The sequence below is a fragment of the Endozoicomonas sp. ONNA2 genome (assembly GCF_024606365.1).
GTDB lineage: Bacteria > Pseudomonadota > Gammaproteobacteria > Pseudomonadales > Endozoicomonadaceae > Endozoicomonas.
In genome coordinates this window covers 1-2,711 of sequence record NZ_JAHHPO010000566.1, presented here as the reverse complement: position 1 = coordinate 2,711, position 2,711 = coordinate 1, and the positions used below count along the sequence as shown (strand labels likewise).

The window sequence follows — 2,711 nt, the reverse complement described above, 5'->3', positions numbered from 1 at the left end:
AAATGAATCATTAATTGCGATGATTTTCATTAACATAGATAACAATGGCTCGTGAGCAATAAAAACAATTAAAGAAAATGATCCTAACTTATAATATATACTTGAGCTGACATTTTCACTTACATATATATTTAAAAACATAATTACACCAATTATCACTGTGCACTTGTTTAGAGTTGAGTACTTCCCCACAAGGTCAGAAAGGTTTGAATAAACACAAAGAATACTTAGCAGCAAGTATAGTATGATTAAGCCCCTTCCTTTATTGAAATCCATAATTCTTTGCCAGTTGCTATGCAACAAGAAACCGCTTAAATAAAATGGTAAACTTTGCGAGCTTAATTGACTAAAGCTATCTGTATTTTGAAAAAGCCAAAGAATTAAAAGTACCGAAACCACGAAGATAAAAAAATGATAATAACTGACGTATATTCTAAAAAAAATAGGAGATAAAATAGTAAGTAATATTAAATCTCGTAGAAACCAGAGCGGGTAATTAATGGGGCTTCTCCCTATCCCAAAAAATGCACATAGTAATTCAATAGTGTCCATGTTGGCATAATTATTTATTGGACTTGGCTGCACATAAAATGAACCAAGTAAATATAATATTAATGCGATACTGTTCCAAATAAAAAATATTTTTGTTAATTTCAAAACTTTACGTCTAACTCTAAAGTTCTTTTTCTCTAAAGAGTGACATGAGAGATAGCCTGAGATAACAAAAAAAACAGGAACTCCGATTCTTGAAAAAACTTGGGCTAACCAATATGAAAGCCAACCATCAACCCCCTCTAATTCAAAGAAACCATAAGAATGAATATAAACAACCATTAGAATTGCAATAAATTTAATAATATAGATCTTTCTACTAATTTGCTGATTCATCAATCAAACCTTTTTCAACAAAATACGAAAGTATTATTCTAAAAAAATTACCAATTATCAGCGAAATCAAATATAACAACATTGACTGTAAACTAGTAAAAAAATAACCTATTGAGACACAACCAATAAAAATAATTAAACCACCTGCATTGATTGCAGCAGTTTTTTTAGATTGATTTTTTATTGTTAATAAATTTGAAGCTGGCAAAAGAAGTTGTGTTGTAGCCATAACGAATGTCAAAATATATACTATTTTATTTCCACTAATACCATCATATTCTTTAGAAAAAAAATAGCTGAGATAATAATCTAAGCATATAGCAGTTACTAAATACACAATGATAGTCGCAAGTTTATTTAATCTTACAAATTTATAGTATTCATTATTAAATTCACTCTTATTAGAATCTAGCAGCCTAGGAATAAAGTAATTAGATAGCGACCTGTTTACTAGCATTGATACTGAAAGTACATTAATACAAACTCCAGCAACAATTACTTTAAAACCAGCCTCATTAGTCAATTTTAAAAAAAATGGAAAAAGCATAAATGCACTCGCGCTAAATAGATTTGCTAATGAGAAGTAGAGTGACGACTTTAAGAAGTCAATAGTTATTTGAGAACCATTTGTATTTTTTAGATCTATATAAAAAAATATCAAGAAAGGGACTAAGCTGATAAAAGGAATAATAATATATAGCCCATGAAAATTAAAAAGAAATAAAGCTGTCACTAATACTATTAGTGATATTGACTCATAAACTATTAAGAATTCTTTTTTATTTTCAAATATCAGGTATGATCTGTATAATTGATAAACCCCCCATAAATAAACCCATAATGGGATTAATATTTCCTCAATATCGCCTCTGAAAAAGATATTATTTAAAAATACGACTCCACTGGCTAAGACGAAAAAAATGGAATTTATTTTTATAATACTGACTAGCCGTTTTGGCCGCACTGCTTTTGGAGCTGCAAGAATTACATTAATAAACCCTATAGCCGTAACTAAAACAACAACAGATGAGAAAGATAAATACCCAATGACAGCAGTTGCTTCTTCATTTTTCACTATTATGGGTAATGCAATTACAGGTAAGAGCCTGTTGATTCCTGGCATTGATACCAAAAACAACTCCTTGGTAATAGTTCTCATCTTCTTATACACGAGTCAAACCTACGACCAGGGAAAGTACGAATGTACAAATAAAAGCTAGTTCTAAAATCCTATCAACCATAGAGTCCTTTTTTCTGAAAATGAAGATTAATGCAAATCCATAATATACAAGGATAGGTGTAGCAGGAAAAATTCCATTCCTAGCAGATAGGAATAGATTGAATGAGTATACTAAAAACAAAAATGTACATACTAAACTACTGTTTTCTAAAAACTGCCTTTCAAAATATGCATATAAAAAACCTGTTACTGTAGAAAATAATATTACTCCAGTCACGCCAAAGTCTAAATAAAAATTAAATGGTATTGCTACGGACTGTGCGGTTAATCTACTTGGCAAGAACTCATTTCTAATATATTCAGCTCCGTGCGGGCCATAGCCAGAATAAATTATGGATATATATTCTCCTAGAGTGTATTTTCCATACAGATACTGATCAGCTGCTAAGTCTGATACATATGATCCAAAGCTAATAGCACCTGTTAGATCACCATGAATAATCCAAATAATTAAATTTATAAAAGTAAGACCACCACCAATATTTTCTGCACCATACCGAACAATAGCTAATCCACCAATAATAATTGCAAGCACTGCCATTGCAATAATTACAATTGTCCCTTATACACATCTCCGAGCTCA

At 30.5% G+C, this 2,711-nt stretch carries 3 protein-coding genes; all 3 read right to left on the bottom strand.

Annotation, left to right across the window (positions count from 1 at the left end):
• A partial coding sequence (locus KDK14_RS09925; RefSeq protein ID WP_257264943.1) for an acyltransferase occupies positions 1 to 888 on the bottom strand: 888 nt, incomplete at its 3' end.
• Positions 872 to 2,020 carry a hypothetical protein gene (locus tag KDK14_RS09920; protein WP_257264942.1) on the bottom strand — a complete coding sequence of 383 codons (1,149 nt, stop codon included), beginning with the start codon at positions 2,018 to 2,020 and terminating at the stop codon, positions 872 to 874. The genes KDK14_RS09920 and KDK14_RS09925, both read right to left, overlap by 17 nt.
• A gap of 31 nt (positions 2,021 to 2,051) precedes the next feature.
• Positions 2,052 to 2,669 (bottom strand): O-antigen polymerase, encoded by a 618-nt coding sequence (locus KDK14_RS09915; RefSeq protein ID WP_257264941.1) that lies wholly within the window; start codon positions 2,667 to 2,669, stop codon positions 2,052 to 2,054.
• Positions 2,670 to 2,711: the final 42 nt, after the last annotated feature.

Bases quoted from the DNA above. Each gene is read 5' to 3' on its own strand.
- KDK14_RS09915 (WP_257264941.1), bottom strand. From the start codon at position 2,669: ATGGCAGTGCTTGCAATTATTATTGGTGGATTAGCTATTGTTCGGTAT.